This is a genomic window from Pelagerythrobacter sp. Soil_C_18 (assembly GCF_057657235.1).
This window is the reverse complement of record NZ_JBDGIU010000006.1, coordinates 13403-35314: the sequence shown is the minus strand read 5'-3', so window position 1 is coordinate 35314 and position 21912 is coordinate 13403. Positions and strand designations below refer to the sequence as shown.

Here is a 21912-nt window from a genome sequence, read left to right as displayed (position 1 = left end):
CCTCGAAAGTTCAGATGTCCCTCGCACCAGACTCAGTCCCACGGCCGCTCGACCATCTCGCCGAACGTGGCGAGCCGGATGCACCCGCGCTGGTGCTGCGCGAGGGTACGCTTAGCCACAAGGACTTAAGAACCCGTGTCGCTCGCATGGCGGCATGGTTGCAGAGCCAGGTGCCCGGGCGCGGCGAGCGGGTGGCGAGCTGGGCAGCGAAGGGGGAACTGACATGCCTGCTGCCGCTGGCGTGCGCGCGCGCCGGGCTGGTCCATGTGCCGGTCAACCCGCTGCTCAAGCATGCCCAAGTCGCACATATCCTCGCCGACAGCGGCGCGCGCCTGCTGCTCGCGACCGAGGCGCGGTTGAGCACGCTGGAACGGGGCGATCTGCCCGAGCAATGCCGCGCCTCGGCCGAGGACGACGCGGTTGCGGCGGCAACGGCGTTCGGCGGTTCGCTCGGACCCTCCGAAGCCGACCCGGACGAACTCGCGGCCATCCTCTACACCAGCGGATCGACCGGACGGCCCAAAGGGGTGATGCTGAGCCATGCGAACATGTGGCTCGGGGCGGTGAGCGTGTCGCATTACCTCGGTATCCAGAGCGACGACGTGACGCTCGCGGTCCTTCCGCTGTCGTTCGACTACGGGCAGAACCAGCTCCTCAACAGCTGGTACGCGGGTGCCTGCGTGGTGCCGCTCGACTATCTCTTCCCGCGCGACGTCGCCAAGGCTTGTGCCCGGCATGGCGTCACGACGCTCGCGGCGGTGCCCCCGCTGTGGGTGCAACTGACCGATCTCGACTGGCCCGAGGAAGCCGTCGCGCCTCTTCGCCGCCTGACCAACACCGGCGGCGCGCTGACCGTCGATCTCGTGCGAGATCTGCGCCATATCTTCCCGCAGGCGCGGCTTTTTCCGATGTACGGACTGACCGAGGCCTTCCGCTCCACCTACCTCGATCCGGCGCTGGTCGACACCCACCCGACCTCGATGGGCCGTGCGATTCCCTTCGCCGAGATCCTGGTGGTGGGCGACGACGGCAACGTCACCCAAGCGGGTGAGGAGGGCGAGCTGGTGCATTGCGGTCCGCTCGTCGCGCAAGGCTACTGGCAGGATGCCGAGCGCACGGCGGAGCGGTTCAAGCCCGCTCCGGCGGAGTCCGAATATGGCGGCACGGCCGTGTGGTCGGGCGATCGTGTCCGGCGCGATGCAGAGGGGTTTCTCTATTTCGTCGGGCGGCGCGACGCGATGATCAAGAGCGCGGGCAACCGGATCAGCCCGCAGGAAATCGAGGACGCGGCAATCGCGACCGGCCTGGTGGCCGAGGCCGTCGCGCTCGGCGTGCCGGACGAGCGGCTGGGACAGACGGTGCACCTCGTCGTGCGAGCGGCTGCCGGGGTGGAGGACGCCGGGGACCGGCTGCCCAAGGCGCTGGCGAAGGACCTGCCCAACTTCATGCAGCCCAAGGTGATTCACTGGCGCGAAGCGCTGCCGATCAACCCGAACGGCAAGCTCGATCGCGCTGCAATCGCACGGGAGATCGTCGGATGAAGCCGCTCGGCCCCATTCCCGCCGGCTTTGCCGCGCTGGACGGCGAACTCGCCATCGGCGGGCGCAAGGCGAGCGACCTGGTTGCGGAGGCAGGGACAACGCCCCTGTTCGTCTATTCGCGCGACATGCTGCGCAGCCGGGTGGCAGCGCTGCGGGCGGCCATGCCCGCACGGCTCGGGATCAACTACGCGATCAAGGCCAACCCCTACGCGCCCGTGCTGGAATTCATGGCAGGACTGGTTGATGGGTTCGACGTCGCGTCGGCGGGGGAACTCGCGAGGCTGGGCGAGGCGGGCATCGATCCAGCGCGGGTGAGCTTTGCCGGTCCCGGCAAGCGGGATGAAGAACTCGAAGCCGCAATTTCAGCCGGTTGCACGATCAATCTCGAGTCAGAGGGAGAAGCACGGCGCGCGCTGGCGATCGCCCAGAGGCTCGACATTCGGCCTCGCCTTGCGATTCGTGTGAACCCCTCGTTCGAGCTGCGCGGCTCGGGCATGAAGATGGGCGGCGGCGCCAAGCAGTTCGGGATCGACGAGGACCGCGTGCCCGCCCTCGCGCGCGCGATCATTGCCGCGGGCGCGGAATGGCGCGGGCTGCATATCTTCACCGGCAGTCAGGCGCTCGACGCCGAAGCGATCATCGAGACTCAGGCCAACGTGCTCACACTGGCGGACCGGCTGACCGGCGAGATCGGCACGGCCTTGCCCAAGCTCAACATGGGCGGCGGCTTCGGCATTCCGTACTTCAACGGCGACACGCCGCTCGACATCGGCGCGGTCGGCGCAGCATTGGCGGAGCGCTTCGCCGAGCTACCCGACAGCCTTGCCGCGACCGAGCTGTGCATCGAGCTCGGCCGCTATCTCGTCGGCGAGGCGGGGGTCTATCTGACCCGTGTGATCGACCGCAAAGTCAGCCACGGCCAGACGTTCCTCATCACCGACGGCGGTCTGCACCACCAGCTTGCCGCCTCGGGCAATTTCGGCACCGTGGTCCGCCGCAACTATCCGCTGGCGATCGCGACCCACTTCGATGCCACGCCGGAGGAAGAGGCCAACGTCGTCGGGTGCCTCTGCACGCCGCTCGACCGGCTGGCCGATCAGGCGTACCTGCCGCGCGCTGAGGTCGGCGATCTCGTCGCCGTCTTCTGCGCCGGAGCCTACGGCGCGACCGCGTCGCCGGCGGACTTCCTCGGCCACGGTCCCGCGCGGCAGATGCTGATTTAACCTTTTCGCCGCGGCTGTCCCGTATCGGGACCGTCCGTCAGAAGGCGAACAGGGCTAATAGTATTTTCACCCTTTTTGGCGAGGAAGCCTCCCTTGAACCGCGAGTGCGGAAGGGGAGGCCGTTCCTCCGTTCCGCATGTCGTGCCCGCAAGACAGGCAAGGACGTGCATCGATGCCCATCGCCCGACTTTCCAAAGCGCTCGCCGGCACTGCGCTGGCGGCCCTATCGCTCGCAGGCTGCGCCGGCGGTGGCGGCGCCCAGTTGCCCCCTGCCTCGTTCGTCGCGATGCAGGAAGGGCCGGGCGAGGAATATGTCATCGGGCCGCTCGACGAGCTGACGATCCACGTCTGGCGCAATCCCGAGCTCGGCGCCGAGAAGATCCAGGTCCGCCCCGACGGTCGCATCACCACGCCGCTGGTCGCGGACATGCCGGCAGTCGGCAAGACGCCGGCGATGCTGGCCGAAGACATCCGCCTGCAGCTCTCGCAATATATCGAGGAGCCGCTGGTCTCTGTGATCGTGACCCAGTTCGCGGGCACGTTCAGCCAGCAGATCCGCATCGTCGGCGCGACCGAGCAGCCGGCATCGATTCCCTACCGCGCGAACATGACCGTGCTCGATGCGATGATCGCGGTCGGCGGCCTCAGCGAATTTGCCGCGGGTAATCGCGCCAAGCTGATCCGCTTCGACAAGCAGGCCGGCCGTCAGCGCGAATTTGCGCTGCGGCTCGGCGACCTGCTCAAGAACGGCGACAGCCGCGCCAACGTCATGCTCCAGCCGGGCGACGTGATCATCATCCCCGAAAGCATGTTCTGAGAAAGGCGCCGGGCGCATGAACGAGGTCTTCGAGGAACTGCAGGCGGCGCTCTATTCGGCGTGGCATCGGCGCTGGCTGGTGCTCGCGGTCGCGTGGGGCGTGTGCATCCTGGGGTGGCTCGCCGTGGCGACGATCCCCAACACCTACGAATCGAAAGCGCGCGTGTTCGTCCAGCTCGACGACGTGCTGGCGCAGCAGATCGGCATAGTCAGCGCGGGCAAGGACGAGATCGAGCGCGTGCGCAAGACGCTCCTGAGCTCGGTCAACCTCGAGAAAGTCGTGCGGTCCACCAAGCTGGGCGAGGGCGTGACCACTCCGTCGCAGATGGAACGCGCCGTCGGCGGCCTGGCCGAGAAGATCAAGGTGGTGAGCACCGAGGGCAACCTGTTCGAAATCACCGCCCAGGTCGGCAAGTCGAGCCTCTCCGACGCGGAGAACGCCGCGCTGGCGCAGGACGTGGTGCAGAAGATGATCGATATCTTCCGCGAGGAAAACATCGCCGGCAGTCGCGGCGAGCTGGCCGAGACGCTCATCTTCATCGAGCAGCAGCTCGAAGACCGCAAGCGCGAGCTCGAAGCTGCCGAACAGCGGCGGCTCGTATTCGAAGCTGAGCATCCCGAGCTGGTCGGCGGCACGACCTCACTTTCCGCCAAGGTCCAGACCCTGCGTGCCGAGATGCGCGGCGTCGATGCGGATCTCGCCGCCGCGCAGAGCGCGCTGGCGGCGATCCAGGGCCAGATCGCAGGCACTCCGCGCACGCTGGTGACGGCAGGCGAGGCCGGCGGCGCGCGCGGCGCGCTGATGCAGGCGCGCTCGCAGCTCGCAGGGCTCCAGGCGCGCGGCCTGACCGACAACCACCCCGATGTTGCCGCACTCAAGCGCCAGGTCGAGCTGCTCGAACGGCAGGCGGCGCGCGAAGGGCCGAATGCTTCGGGCACCGCCAACCCGGCCTACAGCTCGCTGGTCGCGATCCGCGCCGAGCGGGAGGCCAACGTCCAGGCACTGATGGCGCGCAAGGCCGCGCTCCAGGCCGATCTCACCGGCATGATGGCGATCCAGGCCGACGAGCCCGCCGTCGCGGCCGAGGCCAACCGGATCAGCCGCGACTACGAAGTGCTCAAGCAGAAGTACGACGAGTTGCTGCAGAACCGTGAGGAGATGCGGCTGCGCAGCCAGGTCGAGAGCGAGCGCAGCTCGTTCCGCTTCGACGTGGTTGATCCGCCCTCGACGCCGCGCGCACCCGCTGCGCCCAATCGCCCGATCCTGCTGATCGGGGTGCTGATCCTCGGGGTCGGCGCAGGCGGTGGCGTTGCCTTCGCGCTCAGCCAGGTACGCTCGACGTTCGCTACCGGCGCCAAGCTCGAGCGGTCCCTGGGACTGCCGGTGATCGGCACCATTTCGCACACCTTTACCGACGCGACGCGGGCGATCGCGCGCAAGCGGATGAAGATGTTCGTCGCCGGGTGCGCCTCGCTGGGCGGGCTCTGCGTGCTGCTGCTCGCGGTCGAATTCGTCCAGGTCGGCATGATCGGGTGAGGAGAGGGACATGACCGAACACAAGAAGATTCCCGTCCCGCCGGAAGGGCCCAAGGAAAGCTCGCTGCTGGAGCGCGCGAGCGGCGCGTTCGGCTTCGACCCGTTCAAGGCCGCGCCCGTGCCGCACCGGCTGCCCGATGCGCCGATGAAGCGCGCCAAGGTGCGCCGGACGGACGAGGCGGCAGACACCGCCGCGGTCGAGCCCGCGCCTGAAGCCTCCGCCCAGCCGCCGGCCGAAGAGACCGTGCCGGAGAGCCTTCCCGCACCGGTCGCGCCGTCGCAGGTGGTGGTCGAGCGGCAGGTCGGCGCCGTCGCCCTCCAGGGCAAGCGTTTCCCGGTCGACCGTGAACTGCTGCGCGAGCAGGGTCTGATCGTTCCCGACGGCGCCGTGAACGCGCTGATGGAGGAGTTCCGCATCGTGAAGCGCCGCGTGCTCGAAAGCGCGCATGCCGCGGGCACCGCACGCTCGCGCCGCATCCTCGTCTGTTCGCCGCATCCGGGCGAGGGCAAGACCTTCTGCGCCAGCAATCTCGCGATCGCGCTCGCCGCCGAACGCGACAGCGAGGTCCTGCTGATCGACGCTGATTTCGCCAAGCCCTCGATCCTCTCAACCTTCGGCCTGCCCAAGGGGCCAGGCTTCATGGACTGCCTGGCGAACGACAACGTTCCGCCCGAAGACCTCGTGATCGGCACCGACATTCCGGGCCTGTGGGTGCTCCCCGCGGGCAACCAGACCAATGCCGACAGCGAATACCTCGCCAGCCGCCGGACCGTCGAGGTGCTCGACCGACTGAGCATGGGCGCGCCCAACCGGATCCTGATCTTCGATTCGCCGCCCGCGCTCGCGGCCTCGCCGGCGGCCGAGCTGGCGAAGCACGTCGGCCAGGCGATCCTGGTGGCGCGCGCGGACTCGACGGCGCAGAGCGCGCTGGAGGACGCGGCCGAGCTCCTGTCCGGCTGCCCGGACGTCAAGCTCGTGCTCAACGCCGCCCACTTCAGCCCCAGCGGCCGCAAGTTCGGCACCTACTATGGCTACGGGGAGTAAGGCGATGACCCGCACTTTCCTCGCCCCGGCCTGCGCGATAGCCGCGCTCGCCCTGGCGGCGCCGGTCTGCGCGCAGCAGACTGCGACCGAAGAAGCGAGCGAGGGGCGCGGCGACCGGCGCGTCAGCATCAATCCTTACATCGAAGCCTCGCAGGTGCTTGTCGCCGAGCTTTCGCCTGGCGACGATATGGTCACCTACACGCAGGTTGCCGCGGGCGTCGACGCCAGCGTGACAGGCCGCAACAACGGCGGTTCGGTCTCGCTGCGCTACGAACGCAACATCGGCTACGGCGACGAAGCGCTCGATTCCGATACGCTGAGCGGCGTCGCGCGCGGCTATGCCACGATCGTGCCGCGCGCGCTGACCATCGAGGGCGGGGCGCTCGCCGCACGCACGCGGGTCGACGGCAACGGCGGCGCGACGCTCAACCCGCTAGTCGGCGACGACAGCGAGAGCCGCATCTATTCCGCCTACGCCGGCCCGAACCTCCACACGAGCGCGGGCGACGTCGAGATCAACGCCAACTACCGCATCGGCTACACCCGCGTCGAAGCGCCCGATGCCCTCGTCGTCGCGCCCGGCGCTGCGCCCGTGGACGTGTTCGACGAGAGCGTGGTGCAAGTCGCCGGCTTCCATGTCGGCACGCGCCCGGGCGAGCCGCTGCCCGTCGGCCTCGGCGTTGGCGGCGGCTGGGTGCAGGAGGACGTCTCCAACCTCGACCAGCGCGTGCAGGACCGCTTCGTGCGCGCCGACGTGCAGGTGCCGGTGTCCCGCGATCTCGCGCTCGTCGGCGGCGTCGGGTACGAGGATGTCGAGGTATCGAGCCGCGACGCCGTGCGCGATGCCGACGGCATTCCGGTGGTGGGCAGCGATGGCCGCTTCGTCACCGACGACAGCGAGCCGCGGCGGATCGCCTACGAGGCGAACGGCCTGATCTGGGACGTCGGCGTCATGTGGCGCCCGAGCACACGCACTGCGCTCGAGGCGCACGTCGGCCGGCGCTACGATTCCACCACCTACTACGGCACGTTCGCCTGGGCGCCGAACTCGCGCAGCAGCGTCAACGTGGCCGTCTACGACACGATTTCCGGCTTCGGCGGGCTGCTCAACACAGCGCTTGCCAACCTGCCGACCCAGTTCACCGCGGCGCGCAATGCGCTCAGCGGCGACTTCACCGGCTGCGTCGGGGGCGAGGAGGGCGCGAGCTGCCTCGCCGGCGTGCTCGGCTCGGTGCGCTCGGCCGTGTTCCGCTCGCGCGGCATCGCGGCGAGTTACGGCGTGCAGCTCGGCCGGATCAACACCGGCGTCGGCGCCGGCTACCAGCGGCGCAAGTTCATCGCCGCGCCGGGCACCGTGCTCGCTTCCGCCAATGGCGTGGTCGATGAGGCCTACTGGGTCAGCTACTACCTGTCCGCCCAGCTCGGCCGCGACGCGAGCTTCGACGCCAATGCCTATGCGAGCCGGATCGACAGCGGTTTCGTCGACAGCGGCGAGGTCCTCGCGCTCGGCGCATCGGCCGCCTACCGCCGCGCGATCACCGACCGCCTGTCGGCCCGCGCCGCCGTGGCGATCGACCATCTCGATAGCGACGCCGCGATCGAGAACTACACATCGGCCTCCGCACTGCTCGGCCTGCGATACGATTTCTGAGGGGTTTGAAGCGATGTTCGACGACTTTTACGGGCTAACGGGTCGCCCCTTCCAGCTGACCCCCGACCCCAATTTCTATTTCGAGAGCACGACGCACCGCAAGGCGCTGTCCTACCTCGGCTATGGCATGGCGCAGGGCGAGGGCTTCATCGTCATCACCGGTGAGGTCGGCGCGGGCAAGTCCACGCTCGTCGCGCACCTGATGCAGAAGATCGACCGCAATCACATGACGGTCGGCCAGGTGGTCACCAGCAACCTCGACGGCGAGGAACTGGTCCACGTCGTCGCGCAGAGCTTCGGCCTCGACGTCCAGGGGCACGACAAGGCCAGCGCCCTCGGCGCGATCGAGAGCTTCCTGCACGAGGAAGCGCGCGCGGGCCGGCGCTGCATGCTGGTGGTCGACGAATCGCAGAACCTCAGCGTCGAGGCGCTGGAAGAGCTGCGGATGCTGTCGAACTTCCAGCTCGGCGCACACCCGCTGCTGCAGACCCTGCTGCTGGGCCAGCCTGAGTTCCGCCAGGTGCTCGCCGAGCATCAGGATCTCGAGCAGCTCCGCCAGCGCGTGATCGCCGCCCATCACCTCGAGCCGATGGAGCCGGGGGAGATCGAGCCCTACATCAAGCACCGCCTCGAATGCGTCGGCTGGCAGGGCAATCCCGAGTTCGACCAGCGCGTCTTCGCCGAGCTCCACCAGGCGGCCGGCGGCATCCCGCGCAAGGTCAACCAGGTGGCGACGCGGCTGCTGCTGCTCGGCGCCGTCGAGCAGCGCACGCGGATCGACAGCGCGATGCTGAGCGCCGTGCTCAAGGAAATGCAGAGCGACAACGCCTTTCCCGAGGCCGTGCCGGGCCCGCTGCCCAAGCTCGCACCCGCGCCCGGCCCGGGCCCGATCAAGCACGCCGTCTATCCCGAAGCCGCGCCCGCAGCGCCGGCGCCGGCCCCTGCGGTCGATTTCGAGGCCATGCTCGCCGAACGCGACGCCCAGATCGCGGAACTGCAGCAGGCGGTGATCGAACTGTCGCAGGCGGCGGAGCAGGACGGCAGCGCGCAGAACGAGGAACTCGTCGCCCGCATCGACGCCTTCGGTCGGCGGCTCGACGAACAGGAGCGCTCGGTGCGCGAGGTCCTCACCATGCTGATCGAGTGGGTTGAAACCGGGCAGCTCCCGCGCGCCGCGGCCTGAGGAGGCGCGCGTGGAGGGGCACCGCATCGTCAACGGCCTGTCGGTCGACGTCGAGGACTGGTTCCAGGTCGGCGCGTTCGAGAAAGTGATCGCGCGCGGCGATTGGGACGATCTCGCGCTGCGCGTCGAGGACAACGTGCTGCGCATCCTCGACCTGTTCGCGGAGGCCGAGGTCAAGGCGACCTTCTTCACGCTGGGCTGGGTCGCCGAGCGCAATGGCGCCCTGATGCGGCGGATCGTCGAGGCGGGCCACGAACTCGCGAGCCACGGCTACGACCATGCGCGGGTCTTCACCTTCGACCGGACGCAGTTCGCCGCCGACATCCGGCGCGCACGCGCGACGCTCGAGGATGCGGGCGGCGTAGCGGTGACCGGCTATCGTGCGCCGAGCTTCTCGATCGATCAGCGCACCCCCTGGGCCTATCTCGAGTTGGCCGAGCAGGGCTATGCCTACTCCTCCAGCGTCGCGCCGGTCGCGCACGACCACTACGGCTGGCGCGAGGCGCCGCGCTTCGCGTTCCACCCGCTCCCCGGATCCGATCTCGTCGAAATTCCGGTGACCACCGCGACGTTCGGCGGCAAGCGTCTGGCGGCTGGCGGCGGCGGGTTCTTCCGCGTGCTGCCGTACGGCTTCTCGCGCTGGGCGATCCGGCAGGTGAACCGCCGCGACAGCCGCCCGGCCGTGTTCTACTTCCACCCGTGGGAGATCGATCCCGATCAGCCGCGGGTGCCCGGCGCACCGCTCAAGTCGCGCCTGCGCCACTACACCAATCTCGAGCGCATGGCGCCCAAGCTGCGGGACCTGGTGCGCGAGTTCGCCTGGGGGCGCATGGACGAGATCGCGCAGCGCGAAGCCGCGCGCGCGGTGCCGCTGGCGGCATGAACGCGCCTTTCGCTCCGGCTGCGGTCGCGGTCTCGCTCGCGGACTTGCGCGATGCGGGCGAAGTCGCACGGATCGAGCGCTTCGTCGCGGAGCGGGGCGGGGCGGTGTTCCATCGCCCGGCCTGGCTCCGCGCGGTGGAGCGCGGCACTGGCCAGCAGGCGCTCGGCCTCGTGGCGGAGCGGCACGGCAACCTCGTCGGCTGGTTGCCGCTGAGCGAGATCCACTCCCCGATCTTCGGCCGCGCGCTCGTGTCGAGCGGTTTCGCGGTCGGCGGCGGCATTCTGGCGGAGGACGACCGCGCCGCGGCGGCGCTCGCCCGCGCGGCCGAGGAGCTGGCGCAGCGGCGCAGTTGCGCGACGGTGGAGCTGCGGGGCGGTGTGCCCCCGCCGGACTGGGACCTGCGCGACGACGCGCACCTCGGGTTCGTCGCCGATCTCGCGGCGGACGACGAGGCGCAGCTTCTCGCCGTTCCGCGCAAGCAGCGCGCGGAAGTGCGCAAGAGCCTGCAAGGCGATCTCGAGGTCCGCATCGGGCGTGACGAGGCGGACCGGGCGGCGCACTACGCGGTCTATGCCGAAAGCGTCCGCAATCTCGGCACGCCGGTATTCCCGCGCGCGCTGTTCGATGCGGTACTGGACGAGCTCGACGGTGACGTCCTTACCGTGCTCCACGCGGGGCAGCCGGCGGCGAGCGTGCTGTCGTTCTATCATGCCGGTACCGTGCTCCCCTACTGGGGCGGCGGCACATTCGCGGCCCGTGCGTTGCGGGCGAACGAGCGGATGTACTTCGAGCTCATGCTGCATGCCCGTCGGCGCGGATGCCTGCGGTTCGACTTCGGCCGTTCGAAGACCGGCAGCGGGCCGGCCGCCTACAAGAAGAACTGGGGCTTCGAGCCGCAGCCGCTCGCCTATGCGAGCTGGACCGCGCCGGGCACCGCCAGGCGCGACGTCGATCCAACCAGCGATGCCTACTCGGCCAAGATCGCACTGTGGAAGCGCCTGCCGCTCGCGCTCGCCAACCGCATCGGTCCGCCGATCGCGCGGGGGCTGGGCTGATGCTGGGAGAGATCCTCTTCCTCGCGCACCGCGTGCCGTTTCCGCCCGACCGCGGGGACAAGATCCGCTCGCACCATCTGCTGAAGCGGCTGGCCGAGATCGCGCCCGTCCACGTCGGCTGTCTCGCAGAGACCGACGGCGACCTAGCGCAGGAGAGCGAGCTGGCGGGGATCGCCGCAAGCCATTTCCTCGCGCGCCGCGCAAAGCCGCTGCCGCTTGCGGGTATCGAGGCGCTGGCCAGGGGCCTGCCGGTCAGCCTCGCGGCCTTCGACCATGCCGGCCTCCGCCGCTGGATCGCGGGCACGCTGGCGAAGCGGCCCATCGGGACGGTCTTCGTGTTCTCCGGGCAGATGGGGCAATACATCCCGCCGGACTTCGGCGGGCGCGTGGTGATCGACCTGTGCGACGTCGATTCGGCCAAGTTCGAGGCCTACGGCCAGCAAGGCGGCCTGCGCGCATGGATCGACCGGCGCGAGGCGCGCCTGCTCGCGCTAGAGGAAGAGCGGCTGGCGCACCGCGCCCATTGCACGCTGTTGGTCAGCGAAGCCGAGGCGGCGCTGTTCCGCTCCCGCCTGCGCGACCCGGCGGGCGTGCGCATCGAAGCGCTGCGCAACGGGATCGACACGGCGGCTTTCGATCCACTGGCAGCTATGCCGCAGCCGGAGCTTGCGGCGCAGCCGGGGCCGCACCTCGTGTTCACCGGCCAGATGGACTATGCGCCCAACGTCGCCGCGGTGCTCCGCACGGCGGAGCGGTTGCTTCCGGAGATCCGGAAGGCGCACCCGGGGGCCAGTTTCCACGTCGTCGGCCGCGCGCCCGTGCCGCAGCTGCGGCGGCTCGACGGGCAGGGCGGGGTTCGCGTCTGGGGCGAAGTGCCCGACGTGCGCCCGTTCCTCGCGGCCGCAGACGCGGTGCTCGCCCCGCTCGAGATCGCGCGCGGCATTCAGAACAAGGTGCTGGAGGCCATGGCCATGGCGCGGCCGGTCGTCCTCTCGCCCGAGGCTGCGACCGGGATCGATGCGCATGACGGCGAGCACTTCGCCGTCGGAGCCGACGACCGGGCATTGATCGACCGCACACTTGCGCTGCTGCAAGACGCGGCCGCCGCCGGTGCCATGGGCGACGCCGCACGCCGCTACGTGGTGGAGCATCAGGGCTGGGCCGCCATGCTCGCCCCGCTCGGCGGGATCGTCGGCGCGCGCCGGGCGGAGGCGCGCCGCGATGCCGCCTGAGGCGAGCCTACCGCTTGCGGGCGAGGGGATGTTCGCCCGGGTTCCGGCCGCGTGGCGCGGCCCGCTGACCCGTCTCGCCGCCGCCTGGCTCGCGCTCGTGCTCCTCACCGGCCGCGACTGGCTGGCGATGGCCGACAAGTGGTGGAACGTCTCGACTTACAACCACGTCCTGTTCGTCCCCCCGATCGTCGGATGGCTGGTGTGGAACCGCCGCCGCGAACTGGCGGAGCTGACGCCGCGCGCCTGGTGGCCCGGGCTGGCGCTGGTCGCGGGATCGCTGTTCCTCTGGCTGCTCGGCACGCTCGCGGGGCTCAACAGCGCGAGCCAGCTCGGCGCGGTCCTCGCGCTTCCTTCGGCCGTGATCGCGCTGCTCGGACCGCGGGTCGCGGCGGGGCTGGTGTTCCCGCTCGCCTACATGCTGTTCCTCGTGCCGTTCGGCGACGAGCTCGTGCCGACCCTGCAGATGGTGACCGCCGACATCGTCATCTGGCTCACGCATGCCAGCGGGATTCCCGCGGTGATCGAGGGCGTCTTCATCGACACGCCGGTCGGCCTGTTCGAAGTGGCCGAAGCCTGCTCGGGCGTGCAGTTCCTTGTGGCCATGCTCGCGCTCGGCGTGCTGATCGCGCAGACCTGCTTCCGGAGCTGGCCGCGCCGCACGGCGTTCCTTGCCTTCGCGCTGGCGCTGCCGATCCTCGCCAACGGCGTGCGCGCCTGGGGGACGATCTACATCGCGCAGTCGCAGGGGATCGCATTCGCCGAAGGGTTCGACCACATCGTCTACGGCTGGGTCTTCTTCGCCTTCGTCGTCGCCGTGCTGCTCGCCGTGTCATGGCGCTGGTTCGACCGCGAGCCGGACGAGCCGGCGATCGATCCCGAAGCGCTCCGCCGCTCGCCGTTCCTCGGCATGCTGGAGCGCGCCTCGCTCGGCGCCAACACAGCGCTTGGCGCGATCGTTGGGCTGGCGCTCGGCTTCGGCCTCTGGGCCACGCTCGCTTCGCGAGTCGAGGCGCAGGTGCCGCCGGCGATCGCCTTGCCCGAGGTCGCTGGCTGGCAGCAGCTCGCCTATGCACCTGAGGTCGCCTGGCAGCCGCGCGCAAGCGGCGCGGCGCATCGGCTGATCGGCCGCTACCGCAACACCGCCGGGGACGAGATCGACGTGTTCTACGCGCTCTATCCGGCGCAGGACGACAGGCGCGACGCCTCGGCTTACGGGGAGGGCGCGCTCGTGCCCGAAACGCCGTGGCGCTGGCTGGAGCCGGGGCGGAGTTCGGCCGACGCGGCGGGCGATGTCCTTCTCGCCTACGGGCGGCTCGTCCGGGTTGCCGAGACGAGCTATCGCAAGGGCGATCTCACCACCGGCAGCGCGGCGCGGCTCAAGCTTGCGACCATGCGCGACCGCCTGCTGCTGCGCCGGCGCCCGACCGCGACGCTGATCCTCTCGGTCGAGGGCCGTCCGGCAGCCGAGGCCACGCAGGTCATCGATCGGTTCACCGCCGCCATCGGCGAGCGCGGCGCGTGGATGGACCGCGTCGCCGGCCTGCGATAGAGGCCGCGCATGTGCGGCATCGCCGGGATCTTTCATTGCGGCATTCCCAAGCCGGTCGATCCGGAGCGGGTCGGCCGCATGTCCGACGCGCTCGCGCACCGTGGGCCTGACGGGTCGGGAGTCTGGACCGGACCCGGCGTCGGGCTAGGCCATCGCCGCCTCTCGATCATCGATGTCGCGGGTTCGCCGCAGCCGATGCATTCGGCCGACGGGCGCGCGACGATCGTCTTCAACGGTGAGATCTACAACTACCGCGAGTTGCGGCGCGAGCTCGCGAGCGAAGGCGCGCAGTTCCGCACCGACGGCGATACCGAGGTGATCCTCGCCGCTTGGGCCCGCTGGGGCGTCGAGTGCCTGCCGCGCCTCCACGGCATGTTCGCCTTCGCGCTCTACGACGCACGCCGGCGCGAACTGCTGCTCGCGCGCGACCGCCTGGGGGTGAAGCCGCTGTTCATGGCGCACCTGAGCGACGGAAGCCTCGCCTTCGCCTCGGAGCTCAAGGGTCTGCTCGCGCACCCGCTGCTGCGGCGGGAGGCCGATCCGCTGGCGGTCGAGGACTATCTCGCCTGGGGCTACGTCCCCGACCACCGCTCGATCCTGAAGGGCGTCGAGAAGCTGCCGGCCGGCCACTACCGCTTGCTCCGGCACGAGACTTCCCCGCCGCCGCCGGTGCAGTGGTGGGACGTCGATTTCACCCGTCGCCGGTCGGGCTCGACCGCGGATCTTTCCGCCGAACTTCTGCACCACATGCGAGAGGCGGTGACATCGCGCATGGTCGCTGATGTGCCGCTCGGTGCCTTTCTGTCCGGTGGAGTGGATTCGTCCTCTGTGGTCGCGCTGATGGCGGAATCGAGCCGCGATCCGGTGAAGACCTGTTCGATCGGCTTCGACGTCGCGGCGCTCGACGAGACGGCCTATGCCGAGCAGGTCGCGCTGCGCTTCGGTACCGACCACCGCAGCCGCATGGTCGATCCCGATGACTTTTCCGCCGTGGACCGGCTCGCCGGCATGTTCGACGAGCCCTTCGCCGACGCCTCCGCGCTGCCGACCTGGCGCGTGTGTCAACTTGCGCGCGAGAAGGTGACAGTGGCGCTTTCCGGCGACGGAGCCGACGAAGCTTTCGCCGGCTACCGCCGCCAGATCTTCCATGCCCGCGAGGAGCAGGCGCGCGCCGTGCTCCCCGCCGCACTGCGGCGCCCGGTGTTCGGCGGCCTCGGCGCGATCTGGCCCAAGGCCGACTGGGCGCCGCGCCCGCTCCGCGCCAAGACGACCTTCCAGTCGCTCGCCGACGACGGGGCAGCGGGATACGCCCGCGCGCTCGGCGTGGTTCCACCGGAGCTCCGCGCGACACTCTATACGGACCGCTTCGCACGCGAGATCGGCGGCTACCGTGCCGAAGATCCGCTGGTGGAGATGATGCGCTCGGCGCCGGCCCGCAGCGGGCTCGACCGTGCGCAGTATGCCGATCTCAAGTTCTGGCTGCCCGGCGACATCCTGACCAAGGTCGACCGCACGAGCATGAACGTTGGTCTCGAAGCGCGCGAGCCGCTGCTCGACCACCGACTGATCGAGTTCGCCGCCCAGTTGCCGCAGCGCGAGCGGATCAGAGGGCGCCAGGGCAAGTGGCTGCTCAAGCACACGATGCGCCGCTACCTGCCCGATGACGTGCTCTTCCGCCCCAAGCAGGGCTTCGTCACGCCTATCGCGCAGTGGCTGCGCGGCCCGCTCGCCGGCGAAGCGCGCGCGATCGCGAGCGGTGCGCGGCTGGCCCGCACCGGCTGGTTCGACGAGATCCGGCTCGGCACGATCGCCGAGGCGCATATCGCCGGCCGCTCGGACCATTCGCGGCTCTTGTGGCAGCTCCTGATGCTCGACCGCTCGCTCGATCGGCTCGGTATATCGGATTAGCGTCGCGCGATTTTTCGGGCGTGCCCCGGATCGGGACCGGCTGTCAGCAAAGTTAATTAATTGTTTGCCAATTGACTCGCGTGTCGATTACGCTTCCCGAAATCGGGGGGATGCCGCAGAAAAGCGGGGGGATCCTTATGGATCGTGTGAGTTCCGGAATAGAGAAAGCCGAACCCGAAACGGGCTCGGATCAGCCAGCTATTCCGCTTGGCGGAGGCGACCAGGCGCTGGTCGCGGAAAGCGCGCGGCACGCGGCGATCCCTGAAGGCCTGTTCCAGCTTCACGAGCTCGACGTCTTCTACGAGGACGAAACGCAGACCCTCTGGACGTACATGAACCCCGAAGGACGACCGAGCTTCACACCCACCATGCTCGGCGATTTCGAGAACTGGCAGGTCTATATCGAGCAGGGCTTCGGGCCGGAGAAAGTGCCGCTGCGCTTCCTCGTGCTCGGCAGCCGCGCGCCGGGCGTGTTCTGCTTCGGCGGCGATCTCGACCTCTTCCAGCGTCTGATCCGCGAGCGCGACCGCGCCGCTCTGGTGCGCTACGGCCATCGCTGCTGCAAGATCCTCCACCGCAACATCGCGTCGCTCGACCTGCCGATACTCACGATCGGGCTGGTCGAGGGCGCGGCGCTCGGCGGCGGGTTCGAGGCGCTGCTGTCGTTCGACTACATCGTTGCCGAACGCGGTGCGACGTTCGGCTTGCCGGAGATCATGTTCGGCCTGTTCCCGGGTATGGGGGCGCACGCACTGCTGAGCCGCAAGATCGGCAGCGCGATGGCCGACCGGCTGATCGTCTCGAACGAGACTTATACCGCGGAGCAGATGTACGAGATCGGCCTGGTGCATCACCTCGCCGAGAACGGACAGGGCCTCGCCGCCTGCCGCGAGTTCATCAAGAAGTCGGATCGCCGCCACGCGGGACTGGTCAATTCGCGGCGGGCGATGAAGGTCGCCTGGAATCTCGAGCTGGCGGAGCTGAACCGCATCACCGAGCTATGGGCGGATTCGGCGCTCCAGTTGCGCGAGCAGGACCTGAAAGTCATGGGCCGCCTCGTGGCCGCGCAAGCACGGCTCGCCAAGGCGGCCTGATAGCCCTCTCCCCTTTTGGGGAGAGGGTTGGGAGAGGGGCGTGGTGAGACATTCCGTCCCGACCTATCCTGCTTCCCCTCTCAACTCCGGCTAGCGAGCAAGCTCGCAAGCCTGCGTATCTCTCCCCTGAAGGGGAGAGAGCGGATGTGAGCCCAGCTAGCGGGCGTCGACCAGCACGACCTGCGCGTCGTCGATCGCCTCGACGACGATCTCCTCCTCGCCGGTCACGGCAATGCCGTCGCGCGGAGCGGCTTCGACGCCGTTCACCCGAATGCGGCCGTCGGGCGCGACGAGATACTGGTGCCGCTCGCCCGAAGTGCGCCATGTCGCCGACTGCCCCGCGGCGAGGGTCGCAGCGGCCACTTTGGCGTCCGTGCGGATCGACAGGGCGTCATCCGCTTCGGGCGTGCCGCTGGCAACGATCTCGAACCCGCCCTCGCGCGCAGCCTCGGGGAACTCGCGCTGGCCCCATGATGGCTGCTCGCCGCGCCGATCCGGGATGATCCAGATCTGGAACAGCGTGGTTTCCTCGTCCTCGAGATTGTATTCGGCGTGGGTGATGCCCGTGCCGGCGCTCATCACCTGAACGTCACCCGCGGCGGTGCGGCCCTGGTTGCCCAGGCTGTCCTTGTGGGTGATCGCCCCGGTGCGCACGAACGTCACGATTTCCATGTCGTTGTGCGGGTGCGGCGGGAAGCCGCTCTTCGGCGCGATCGTGTCGTCGTTCCACACGCGGATCGCGCCCCAGCCCATGCGCTCGGGATCGTGGTAGCTGGCGAAACTGAAATGATGGCGCGCATCGAGCCAGCCGTGGTCGGCCGCGCCCAGCGTGGCGAAAGGTCTCACGTCGATCATCGGTATTCTCACCTCGGCGGGATGTTGTCGCCGGAATAGTCGATAAGTGGGGCTCGCCCGCAGCCTTTCAACCCTCGCTGCCGTGGCCCAGCGCCATGTAGTCGGCGCTCTGCATTTCCTCGAGCCGGCTGACCGTCCGGGCGAATTCGAAGCTGCCGTCCCCCGAGGGGTAGAGGCCCTCCGGCTCAGCATCGGCGGTTGCGAAGAGCTTGACCTTGAGCTCGTAAAGCGCGTCGACGAGCTTGGTGAAGCGGATCGCCTCGTTGCGGCGGTCGGGCCCCATGATCGGAATGCCGACCACGATCACTGTGTGATAGGCGCGCGCGATCGCGAGATAGTCCGCCGCGCCGCGGTTCTCGCCGCACAGGCGCTTGAAGCTGAACACGGCCACGCCCTTGAGGCTCTTGGGCACATGCAGCTTGCGTCCGCCGCCGAGGTCCAGATCGGCGCTCGGCACGTGCGCTGCATCTTCCGGCTTGTAGTCGGTAAGGCGGAAGAAAGCCTCGCGTACCTGCGCGGTCGCCTCGGGGCCGAGTGGCGTGTGCCAATTGTCGATCCCGCCCAGTCGATCGAGCCGGTAATCGACCGGGCCATTGAGCGGGACCACGTCCAGCTCCGCCTCGACCAGATCGATGAAGGGAAGGAACAGCGAGCGGTTGAGCCCGTCCTTGTAGAGGTCGCGTGGCGGCCGGTTGCTGGTGGTGACCACGGTGACGCCCTCGTCGCGGATCAATGCGGTGAACAGGCGGCTCATGATCGCGGCGTCGGCGGTGTTGTTGACCACCATTTCGTCGAAGGCGAGGCAGCGGACTTCGCGGGCGATGCGCGCGGCCGCCGGGGCGACCGGGTCGCCGCTCTCCTTCGCCCGTTCCTCGCGGATCAGCTTGTCGACTTCGAGCATGAAGGCATGGAAGTGGACCCGGCGCTTTTCCGCGATCCCCAGTGTCTCGACGAACAGGTCCATCAGCATCGACTTGCCGCGCCCGACGCCGCCCCACATGTAGATCCCGCGCGGAGGCGAGGGCTTGCGGCCGAGGAGACGGCCGAGGAAGCCGACGTTCTGTTCGGTTTCGAGGGCGCTCTGCAGCCGGTCGAGCGCTACTGCGGCAGTGCGCTGCTCGGCATCGGGGCGCAGCTCGCCCGCGGCGACCAGCGCTTCGTAGCGCGCAAGCATGCCGCTCACTTGCGGCTGGCCTTGCGCACTAGCCCGGTGAAGCCTGCCACGAGATGGTCGCCCTGCACGACCTCGCCGCGCAGGAATAGCAGGCGCCCCGTTTCACGCAGAACCTCGACTACGGCATCCAGCGGCTGGTCGGGCTTGCCGGCGCCGATGAACTGGGTCGAAAGTTCCAGCGTCACCGCCGGGCCGGCATCGCCGCCGGTCAGAGTCCGCATCGCGGCAAACAGAGAGATGTCGATCAGCGACAGCGTGACCGCGCCGTGGATCATCTCCTGCAGGTTGGTATGCTTGCGCTCGGGAAACATGCGCAGGCGGCATTTGCTGCCCTCGGTGCGCACGAGCATGTCGCCCATGACCACCGGGTTGAAGCGCGTTTGATCGCGCAGGTTCCAGGTATGCCAGCCGGGATGATCGGGATGCTCCCGATAGTCGAAGACCGGCTCTTCCGCTTCCACGCCCGGATCAGATCTGGCGCTCGGCCAGCATCTTCTTGGTCTCGGCGATCGCCTTGGCCGGGTTGAGGCCCTTGGGGCACACGTTCGCGCAGTTCATGATCGTGTGGCAGCGATAGAGCCGGAACGGATCCTCGAGCTGGTCGAGGCGTTCGCCGGTCATCTCGTCGCGGCTGTCGGCGAGCCAGCGATATGCCTGGAGCAGGATCGCCGGGCCCAGGAACTTGTCCGAATTCCACCAGTAGCTGGGGCACGCGGTCGAGCAGCAGGCGCAGAGGATGCATTCGTAGAGGCCGTCGAGCTTCTCGCGCTGCTCGGGGCTCTGCAGCCGCTCCTTGCCGCTCGGCGTGGTCGAGACGGTCTGCAGCCAGGGCCGGATCGAGGCGTACTGCGCGTAGAAGTGCGTGAAGTCGGGGACGAGGTCCTTGACCACGTCCATGTGCGGCAGCGGCGTGATGCGGATCTCGCCCTTCAGATCCTCGATCGCGGTGGTGCAGGCGAGGCCGTTCTTGCCATTGAGGTTCATCGAGCAGGAACCGCAGATCCCCTCGCGGCACGAGCGGCGGAAGGTCAGCGTCGGATCGATCTCGTTCTTGATCTTAATCAGCGCGTCGAGGACCATCGGGCCGCAATCGTCGAGGTCGAGCTCGAATGTGTCGTAGCGCGGATTCTCGCCGCTGTCGGGATCGTAGCGGTAGATCTTGAACTTCTGGACCCGGTTGGCGCCCTCGGCGCGGTGGGCGCGGCCCTTGCCGCTGATCTTCGAATTCTTCGGGAGGGTGAAGGTCGCCATTGCGTCCGCTGTCCTGCTGCGTTTCGCGGCCTATCTAACCGGTTCGGCGGCAAGAGCAAGGCGAAGCGGGACACACGGGAAAGTTGAAAGGGCGCGAAACTCCGCAATGATTGCGCTAGGGGGCCGGCGAACACGGCAAAGCAGGAGCGCCAGGTTTGCGCATGACGATCTACGATCTGGACGGTACGCTGCTGTCCGGTTCGACTTTCACGCCCTTCCTGATCTTCGGTGCACGGCGACTCGCGCCGTGGCGGCTCCTGCTGCTGCCGGTCTGGGTGGCGCTGATGATCGGACACAAGCTCGGGCTGATCGGCCGGTCCGCGCTCAAGCACCGTGGAATGCGGCTGATGCTGGGGCGTCCGCGCACAGAACGACTCGCTGCGGTGGCGCAGGCCTTCGCCAACGCGCGCATTGCTCGGCTGCATCCCGGCGCGCGGCGGGCGATGGAGGCCGACGTGCGCGAGGGACGCCGCGTCGTAGTCGCCACCGCTGCCTACCTGCTCTACGCCGAACACATCGCGCGGCTGCTCGAGGTGGAGGAGATCATCGCCAGCCACTGGGCGCTCGAAGGCGATTTGCAACCCAACTGCTACGGGCCGGAGAAGCTGGCGCGCGTGCAGGCCTGGCTGGCGGAGCGCGGCATTGCGCGCGAGGAGCTGCACCTGCGGTTCGTCAGCGACAGTTTCGCCGATGCGCCTTTACTCGACTGGGCCGACGAGGGCTGGTTCGTGACCGCGCGCTCCAAAGCCGCCCGGCGCGCCGAGCAGCGAGGCTGGTGCCCGGTCGACTTCACTCGCTGAGACTTCCGCTGCCATATCGCGCAGGACCAGTGCGATATGACGGTCCCAACGAAACGTGCGCTCCGCATGGAGGCGCGCGGCGCCGGCCATCGCGCGGCGTTCGTCCGGCCCAGAGAGCAGACGGTGCAGGGCGCCGCGCAGCTCGCCGTGATCAGTGCCGTCGACCGCGATCCCGTTGACATCGCATTCGATCAGCTCGATCGCGCCGCCCGCCTTGCCGAGGACGACCGCCGTTTCCGCCGCCATGGCATCGGCGATCGCGATGCCGAACCCTTCGAAATCGCGTCCGTCGTCGATCTCGATCTGTGGATGGAGGAAGATGTCCGCTTGGGCGTAGAGCGCCGCCACCCGCTCGGCCGGCATGAAGCCTGCGACTTCCACCATGTCGCCGAGCGCGAGTTCCTCGACGAGCTGCTGCACTTCGGCCAGGGCCGGGCCGCGTCCGCCGATGACGTATCGGAAGGGCAACCCCTGGTCGCGCAGTTCGGCCAGGGCGCGAACGCATGCCGCGATGTTCTTGCGCGGCTCCAGACGGCACAGCGAGAAGATGAGCGGCGGATCGTTCTCGGCACAGGGTTTCTGTGCGGCACAGCCGTTCGGGCTGTCGCCAAGTCCGTTCCAGGCGACGACCGGTTCCGGCAGATCCTCGCCCAAGCGCGCGCGGAGCTTGGCCGCGCTGTAGCCGCTGACGGTCACGATCGCGCGCGCGCGGCGTGCGACCATCCGCATGAGCTGCTTCGTGCGCGTGCCGCCGTACATGAACTCGCGGCCGTGAAAGGTGGTGACGTAGGGCAAGCCGGCCAGCATCGGCAGGATCGAGGTGCGCCAGGTGGTGCCGTGCACCAGGAAAGGCGCACCGTTCCGGGCCCTCTCGCGCCGCATGGCCGCACGCAGGCGAAGCGGCATCAGCGGCGACTTGGGTCGGCCGACGTCGACCAGCGCGACCGGCCCGACGCGTATCCGCCGCGGGCCCAGCGCCGTCTGTGTGAACACCGTCACGTCTGCGCCGGCTTCGGCATAGGCTTCGGCCACGCCTTCGGCGTAGGTCTGCATGCCGCCTTCTTCGGCAGCATAGCCTTTCGCCATGACCCAGATGCACTGGCCGTCGAGCCGC

19 protein-coding genes are annotated in these 21912 nt (G+C 68.9%); 14 read left to right on the top strand and 5 right to left on the bottom strand.

The window, feature by feature from the left end:
- Nucleotides 1–14 precede the first annotated feature (14 nt).
- The 13 genes from AC3A5N_RS12890 (at nt 15) to AC3A5N_RS12830 (ending at nt 16718) form a co-directional block, all read left to right on the top strand.
- Nucleotides 15–1541 (top strand): acyl-CoA ligase (AMP-forming), exosortase A system-associated, encoded by a 1527-nt coding sequence (locus AC3A5N_RS12890; protein ID WP_487737731.1) that lies wholly within the window; start codon nt 15–17, stop codon nt 1539–1541.
- The gene (locus tag AC3A5N_RS12885; RefSeq protein ID WP_487737730.1) at nt 1538–2764 is read left to right on the top strand and encodes a pyridoxal-dependent decarboxylase, exosortase A system-associated; all 1227 of its coding nucleotides are present in this window, start codon (nt 1538–1540) and stop codon (nt 2762–2764) included. The genes AC3A5N_RS12890 and AC3A5N_RS12885 overlap by 4 nt, the downstream gene beginning before the upstream one ends.
- 172 nt (nt 2765–2936) lie before the next feature.
- Nucleotides 2937–3581 carry an XrtA/PEP-CTERM system exopolysaccharide export protein gene (locus AC3A5N_RS12880; protein WP_487737729.1) on the top strand — a complete coding sequence of 215 codons (645 nt, stop codon included), beginning with the start codon at nt 2937–2939 and terminating at the stop codon, nt 3579–3581.
- Nucleotides 3582–3597: 16 nt separating this feature from the next.
- Nucleotides 3598–5118 carry an XrtA system polysaccharide chain length determinant gene (locus tag AC3A5N_RS12875; protein WP_487737728.1) on the top strand — a complete coding sequence of 507 codons (1521 nt, stop codon included), beginning with the start codon at nt 3598–3600 and terminating at the stop codon, nt 5116–5118.
- A gap of 10 nt (nt 5119–5128) precedes the next feature.
- Entirely contained in the window at nt 5129–6163 is a 1035-nt protein-coding gene (locus AC3A5N_RS12870) for a capsular biosynthesis protein (protein ID WP_487737727.1), read from the top strand.
- Between the two features lie 4 nt (nt 6164–6167).
- Nucleotides 6168–7814, top strand: coding sequence for a preprotein translocase subunit YajC (locus AC3A5N_RS12865; protein ID WP_487737726.1), 1647 nt, complete (start codon nt 6168–6170; stop codon nt 7812–7814).
- A 13-nt stretch (nt 7815–7827) separates the two neighbouring features.
- On the top strand, nt 7828–8997 hold the full coding sequence (locus tag AC3A5N_RS12860; protein WP_487737725.1) for an XrtA/PEP-CTERM system-associated ATPase: 1170 nt from the start codon (nt 7828–7830) through the stop codon (nt 8995–8997).
- 25 nt (nt 8998–9022) lie between these two features.
- Nucleotides 9023–9880, top strand: a complete 858-nt coding sequence (locus AC3A5N_RS12855) for an XrtA system polysaccharide deacetylase (RefSeq protein WP_487737913.1) — start codon at nt 9023–9025, stop codon at nt 9878–9880.
- Entirely contained in the window at nt 9877–10935 is a 1059-nt protein-coding gene (locus tag AC3A5N_RS12850) for a FemAB family XrtA/PEP-CTERM system-associated protein (RefSeq protein ID WP_487737724.1), read from the top strand. The genes AC3A5N_RS12855 and AC3A5N_RS12850 overlap by 4 nt, the downstream gene beginning before the upstream one ends.
- Nucleotides 10936–10937: 2 nt before the next feature.
- Nucleotides 10938–12167: a TIGR03087 family PEP-CTERM/XrtA system glycosyltransferase gene (locus AC3A5N_RS12845; RefSeq protein WP_487737912.1), complete on the top strand. Its 1230-nt coding sequence runs from the start codon at nt 10938–10940 to the stop codon at nt 12165–12167.
- Nucleotides 12168–12195: 28 nt separating this feature from the next.
- Nucleotides 12196–13716 (top strand): exosortase A, encoded by a 1521-nt coding sequence (gene xrtA, locus AC3A5N_RS12840; protein WP_487737723.1) that lies wholly within the window; start codon nt 12196–12198, stop codon nt 13714–13716.
- Nucleotides 13717–13725: 9 nt separating this feature from the next.
- Nucleotides 13726–15624, top strand: coding sequence for an XrtA/PEP-CTERM system amidotransferase (locus tag AC3A5N_RS12835; protein ID WP_487737722.1), 1899 nt, complete (start codon nt 13726–13728; stop codon nt 15622–15624).
- 137 nt (nt 15625–15761) lie between these two features.
- Nucleotides 15762–16718 carry a crotonase/enoyl-CoA hydratase family protein gene (locus tag AC3A5N_RS12830; protein ID WP_487737721.1) on the top strand — a complete coding sequence of 319 codons (957 nt, stop codon included), beginning with the start codon at nt 15762–15764 and terminating at the stop codon, nt 16716–16718.
- A gap of 156 nt (nt 16719–16874) precedes the next feature.
- Here the strand turns inward: AC3A5N_RS12830 and AC3A5N_RS12825 are convergent, their stop codons facing one another.
- The 4 genes from AC3A5N_RS12825 to AC3A5N_RS12810 form a co-directional block, all read right to left on the bottom strand.
- Nucleotides 16875–17573: a pirin family protein gene (locus AC3A5N_RS12825; RefSeq protein WP_487737720.1), complete on the bottom strand. Its 699-nt coding sequence runs from the start codon at nt 17571–17573 to the stop codon at nt 16875–16877.
- 67 nt (nt 17574–17640) lie between these two features.
- Entirely contained in the window at nt 17641–18756 is a 1116-nt protein-coding gene (zapE, locus tag AC3A5N_RS12820) for a cell division protein ZapE (RefSeq protein WP_487737719.1), read from the bottom strand.
- Nucleotides 18753–19208, bottom strand: coding sequence for a PaaI family thioesterase (locus AC3A5N_RS12815; protein ID WP_487737718.1), 456 nt, complete (start codon nt 19206–19208; stop codon nt 18753–18755). The genes zapE and AC3A5N_RS12815 overlap by 4 nt, the downstream gene beginning before the upstream one ends.
- Nucleotides 19209–19215: 7 nt before the next feature.
- A complete protein-coding gene (locus AC3A5N_RS12810; protein ID WP_487737717.1) occupies nt 19216–19998 on the bottom strand; it encodes a succinate dehydrogenase iron-sulfur subunit in 783 nt (260 codons plus the stop codon).
- A gap of 161 nt (nt 19999–20159) precedes the next feature.
- Between AC3A5N_RS12810 and AC3A5N_RS12805 the strand changes: the two genes are divergently transcribed.
- On the top strand, nt 20160–20798 hold the full coding sequence (locus AC3A5N_RS12805; RefSeq protein WP_487737716.1) for an HAD family hydrolase: 639 nt from the start codon (nt 20160–20162) through the stop codon (nt 20796–20798).
- Here the strand turns inward: AC3A5N_RS12805 and AC3A5N_RS12800 are convergent.
- Nucleotides 20697–21884, bottom strand: a complete 1188-nt coding sequence (locus tag AC3A5N_RS12800; RefSeq protein ID WP_487737715.1) for a glycosyltransferase family 4 protein — start codon at nt 21882–21884, stop codon at nt 20697–20699. The two genes, AC3A5N_RS12805 and AC3A5N_RS12800, sit on opposite strands and share 102 nt — an antisense overlap.
- Nucleotides 21885–21912 lie beyond the last annotated feature (28 nt).

Bases quoted from the DNA above. Each gene is read 5' to 3' on its own strand.
- AC3A5N_RS12890 (WP_487737731.1), top strand. From the start codon at position 15: ATGTCCCTCGCACCAGACTCAGTCCCACGGCCGCTCGACCATCTCGCC.
- AC3A5N_RS12885 (WP_487737730.1), top strand. From the start codon at position 1,538: ATGAAGCCGCTCGGCCCCATTCCCGCCGGCTTTGCCGCGCTGGACGGC.
- AC3A5N_RS12880 (WP_487737729.1), top strand. From the start codon at position 2,937: ATGCCCATCGCCCGACTTTCCAAAGCGCTCGCCGGCACTGCGCTGGCG.
- AC3A5N_RS12875 (WP_487737728.1), top strand. From the start codon at position 3,598: ATGAACGAGGTCTTCGAGGAACTGCAGGCGGCGCTCTATTCGGCGTGG.
- AC3A5N_RS12870 (WP_487737727.1), top strand. From the start codon at position 5,129: ATGACCGAACACAAGAAGATTCCCGTCCCGCCGGAAGGGCCCAAGGAA.
- AC3A5N_RS12865 (WP_487737726.1), top strand. From the start codon at position 6,168: ATGACCCGCACTTTCCTCGCCCCGGCCTGCGCGATAGCCGCGCTCGCC.
- AC3A5N_RS12860 (WP_487737725.1), top strand. From the start codon at position 7,828: ATGTTCGACGACTTTTACGGGCTAACGGGTCGCCCCTTCCAGCTGACC.
- AC3A5N_RS12850 (WP_487737724.1), top strand. From the start codon at position 9,877: ATGAACGCGCCTTTCGCTCCGGCTGCGGTCGCGGTCTCGCTCGCGGAC.
- xrtA (WP_487737723.1), top strand. From the start codon at position 12,196: ATGTTCGCCCGGGTTCCGGCCGCGTGGCGCGGCCCGCTGACCCGTCTC.
- AC3A5N_RS12835 (WP_487737722.1), top strand. From the start codon at position 13,726: ATGTGCGGCATCGCCGGGATCTTTCATTGCGGCATTCCCAAGCCGGTC.
- AC3A5N_RS12830 (WP_487737721.1), top strand. From the start codon at position 15,762: ATGGATCGTGTGAGTTCCGGAATAGAGAAAGCCGAACCCGAAACGGGC.
- AC3A5N_RS12825 (WP_487737720.1), bottom strand. From the start codon at position 17,573: ATGATCGACGTGAGACCTTTCGCCACGCTGGGCGCGGCCGACCACGGC.
- AC3A5N_RS12810 (WP_487737717.1), bottom strand. From the start codon at position 19,998: ATGGCGACCTTCACCCTCCCGAAGAATTCGAAGATCAGCGGCAAGGGC.
- AC3A5N_RS12805 (WP_487737716.1), top strand. From the start codon at position 20,160: ATGACGATCTACGATCTGGACGGTACGCTGCTGTCCGGTTCGACTTTC.
- AC3A5N_RS12800 (WP_487737715.1), bottom strand. From the start codon at position 21,884: ATGGCGAAAGGCTATGCTGCCGAAGAAGGCGGCATGCAGACCTACGCC.